The 3,677-nt window shown below is 34.9% G+C and carries 5 protein-coding genes; 4 read left to right on the forward strand and 1 reads right to left on the reverse strand.

What is annotated here, in order from left to right; translation table 11 throughout:
- From AMDU4_RS11075 to AMDU4_RS11090, 4 genes are all read left to right on the forward strand, one after another.
- Window positions 1-1,177: formate--tetrahydrofolate ligase (locus AMDU4_RS11075; RefSeq protein ID WP_021788060.1), on the forward strand; the 1,177-nt coding region annotated here is incomplete at its 5' end.
- A 53-nt stretch (window positions 1,178-1,230) separates the two neighbouring features.
- Entirely contained in the window at window positions 1,231-1,356 is a 126-nt protein-coding gene (locus AMDU4_RS11080; protein ID WP_290705148.1) for a hypothetical protein, read from the forward strand.
- A 339-nt stretch (window positions 1,357-1,695) separates the two neighbouring features.
- Window positions 1,696-2,019 (forward strand): hypothetical protein, encoded by a 324-nt coding sequence (locus AMDU4_RS11085; RefSeq protein ID WP_021788062.1) that lies wholly within the window; start codon window positions 1,696-1,698, stop codon window positions 2,017-2,019.
- 1 nt (window position 2,020) lies between these two features.
- On the forward strand, window positions 2,021-2,407 hold the full coding sequence (locus tag AMDU4_RS11090; protein ID WP_021788063.1) for a hypothetical protein: 387 nt from the start codon (window positions 2,021-2,023) through the stop codon (window positions 2,405-2,407).
- A gap of 416 nt (window positions 2,408-2,823) precedes the next feature.
- Here the strand turns inward: AMDU4_RS11090 and AMDU4_RS11095 are convergent, their stop codons facing one another.
- Window positions 2,824-3,447: a class I SAM-dependent methyltransferase gene (locus AMDU4_RS11095; protein ID WP_021788064.1), complete on the reverse strand. Its 624-nt coding sequence runs from the start codon at window positions 3,445-3,447 to the stop codon at window positions 2,824-2,826.
- Window positions 3,448-3,677 lie beyond the last annotated feature (230 nt).

Below are 3,677 nucleotides of genomic sequence, written 5' to 3' on the forward strand. Positions count from 1 at the left end.
TAACGTTTCCAGAACCGTGGATATGGATGACAGATCATTGAGAGCGATAATAGTAGGAGATGGACCAAAGAGCAATGGAATTCTTGCAAGTGATTCATTTGTCATTACAGCTGCGTCAGAAATAATGGCTATAATGGCGCTCTCAAAGGGATATGAAGACCTGAAGGAAAGGCTGGGGAATATAATAATAGGGTATACGGCAGACAACAGGCCTGTGTTTGCCAGGGACATAAAGGCTAACGGGGCCATGGCGGCTTTGCTTTCAGATGCACTGAAACCTAATATTGTTCAAAGCGTAGAAAATGTCCCTGCAATTATACACACTGGGCCGTTCGGGAACATAGCACATGGAACATCCAGCATTCTTGGAGACTATGCTGCGCTTAACATGTTTGATTATACAGTTACTGAAGCAGGATTCGGTTCAGATTTAGGTTTTGAAAAATTCATGGATATAGTAACCAGGGAAGCGAAACTACCTGTGGACGCTGTAGTGATAGTTGCCACAATACGGGCGATGAAGCATCATGGGGGTGCCAAAAATATAGATGAGGAAAATGTACCGGCACTCAAAACAGGAATTGAAAACCTGTTTGCACATATAAAAAATATAGAAAATTTCGGAATCGAACCTGTTGTTGCGTTGAATATACATCCCGTTGACACCGATAAGGAAATTAAGGCTACAACGGAGATTCTGGATACTAAAGAAATAAAATATGCCGTTTCAAATGTATATTCCCGGGGTGGGGAAGGTGGAATACAGCTTGCTGAAAAGATGCTTGAATCGATCCGTGAAAATAAGATCACTTACGCCTATGACATAAATGATCCAATAAGGGTAAAAATTGAAAAAATTGCCAGAAAGGTATATGGTGCCCGGGACATTGAATTTTCAAAGGAAGCACTTATGGATATTAAACGTGCAGAGAATAACGGCTTCGGAAAATTCTATGTGTGCATGGCAAAAACACAATCTTCTATTTCAGACAATCCTTCGCTTTTAAACGTGCCTGAAAATTTCAAGGTAAAGGTAAATTCCATTGTTATCAATGGAGGATCGGGATTCATAATACCCATACTGGGAAACATAATGACAATGCCAGGGTTGCCCAGGCATCCGGCAGCGGAGAAAATAGATATTGACAGTAAAGGAAATATAACGGGGCTTTCATGAATATTAAGATTGGGCGTTATTGAAAATTTATTTGAACGCACCTAATTCTTCTAGTGAAAAAGCTGGTAATAAGTGTATATTATGTTTCCCTAGGAGCTACCAGCATCGCTGTTTCCAGTTATAACATTGCCGTGATATCCCTGTTTTTCAGGCTGGTGAGAAAATCGTTTGATCTGTAAACTTGACTGTGTAATACGGCAAAGTATGAGTTGTGTACCCACACAATAGAACGTTAAAATATGGTGTAGGAAATGCATGTTTTGGTGGATGGTAATATGAAAGCGAATGATAAAAATTTAGAATTCAAAAAAATTCGTAAAGTCAGAAAATACGCGATTTATGGTTACACATTAGCATCTATAGAATTATTATCTAATTCAATTATTTTCTTTATCATCAAGAATTATATTTTAGGATACATATTTTCAATAATATTTGGATTGGTGTTAATTGAGACTATATATAAAATAGTTTATTTTAATAAAAGTTTAAGGAATAAACATTTGCAGTAAATATTTATGCATAGCAATGTAATGGGAAAATTAATAAATAGCATAAAATTAATATCATTTAATTATATGTATTCCAGTAATAAGACATTAGATAGGTTTGGCATAGAATATTCGTATATTGCATCGGCAATGGGTAATATGTTGAAATCAACGAATAACAGTGTAAAGAATATAGAGATAAATAAAACAGTAGGGATTGCTGTATTCGACGGAGCCTTGTATATCCCGGCTATATTAGGTGCGGCGGCTGCTCCGTGGCTTCTGGCATTTGGTCTAGCTATTGGAAGTACTGCCACTATGGCAACAACTTGTAACAGTTCTGGGTGGTAAAATGGATGAACTAACAAAGTGGAAAAGATTTTCAATTCCTATGTCTATTGCAGGAATCATTGGCGCTATGGAAATTGTAATATCGCATAATTATTTTGGTATATTGGGTGTAATTGCATTTGCTGGATATTTGTTATATTATAATACAGGAAAAAATAAAATAAAATTAAATACGAACAAAATTAACAAGTCTACATATTTATATATAGAAAATATACAATTTAAATTTTTATTTTTGCCTGCAATTTCATATATCTTTATTGCTACTGTAATTGCTTTAATGTTGAAAAATTATGATATTACGATTATGTTATATACCGTGGGAATAATAGTTTTTTCACTAATATATTTACTATATAATAAGAAAATAAAAAATATAATACCATAGTTTTCATCCATTTAACAATTCAATATTTCCCTATGGTGTGATTGCCACTATTTATGTTGTAACCTGATTGACAAATTAATTTTTCAAGATCAAAATTTGCCTCCTCATGCCTAATTATGTATTTTATCTTTTTATCGTTTAATTCGACCTTGTGTTAAACCCATCTATCTATGTTATAATATCTATATAAGAACTAGAAAGAATGGTAAAGAGAGATGATTTATATATAACACAACATTTCTAACGTCCTTGTAGGAAATCATGATCTCATTGCCTTTAAGGCCTTACTATGAATGGAATATCCAGATGTCACAATCTCGCAACAAGCATGGCAAATGCGGGATGGTACTCCTTTGAGTATTTCCATTGAACAACGACTTTTACTTATAAATAATGATATTGATGCTTTTGGGATGCTAATATTTTCTTATTTCTAGGAAAAGCCTATTTCGTCCACCAAAGTCGTCAATAAATGCCCTATAATCCTCTAGTCCTGAGAGCTCCATTAATTTTTTCATGCTGCCTCTAGTATGATTATAACTTGGCATTGCATTATATCCATCGATCGTGTTTGCCTCTATCAGTTTACTTGACCTATGATTCCTCACTTCAATGCGACTCATTCCATCTTTCTTGAGTACCCTATAGATTTCTAATATTGCACCAACCTGTTCATCTTCCAGTACAAGCTCGCTGAAAGCATTCCACATGCAGATAACGGCATCAAATGAGTTATCATCATAAGGCAAGTTTGTCATGTCCCCGACTCTGAATTCAATATTGAGATTCTTTTTCTTTGCCTCTTCCTTTGCTTTTTCAATAAATATTGGAGTTATGTCTATTCCTTCCATCTTGTATCCCATCTCGGCCAGAGGAATAGTAAGTCTGCCATATCCACATGCCAGATCCAGGATCTTCCAATCTTTTCTCAGTAATCGCACAATATAAGACAACTCTTCCTTCGAGCGCTCATTATTCTTTTTATGAGATAGCCAGTCAACTCCTCGCTCTGAATAGAATTCTTTGGAAGTTTTTTGCATTATAATTCTAAAGCATTGATCTATTTAAAATCTCTCTATATTCGAACCGACTTCTTGCTCTTTATCAACTAAACAGGCCATTATTCTGATTGGATAGTGTTTCAGGATCTCCGATTTATCTCTTGCATTGATTATAGATAGTTTAATGTTGGTAAATATTAGATTTAAGACGTCTATTCATACGCCAGTAATGTATTGGGATAAATTCAAGAACACTGAAATGATTATGG

This window comes from Ferroplasma sp. Type II (assembly GCF_000496155.1).

Bases quoted from the DNA above. Each gene is read 5' to 3' on its own strand.
- AMDU4_RS11095 (WP_021788064.1), bottom strand. From the start codon at position 3,447: ATGCAAAAAACTTCCAAAGAATTCTATTCAGAGCGAGGAGTTGACTGG.
- AMDU4_RS11085 (WP_021788062.1), top strand. From the start codon at position 1,696: ATGCATAGCAATGTAATGGGAAAATTAATAAATAGCATAAAATTAATA.
- AMDU4_RS11090 (WP_021788063.1), top strand. From the start codon at position 2,021: ATGGATGAACTAACAAAGTGGAAAAGATTTTCAATTCCTATGTCTATT.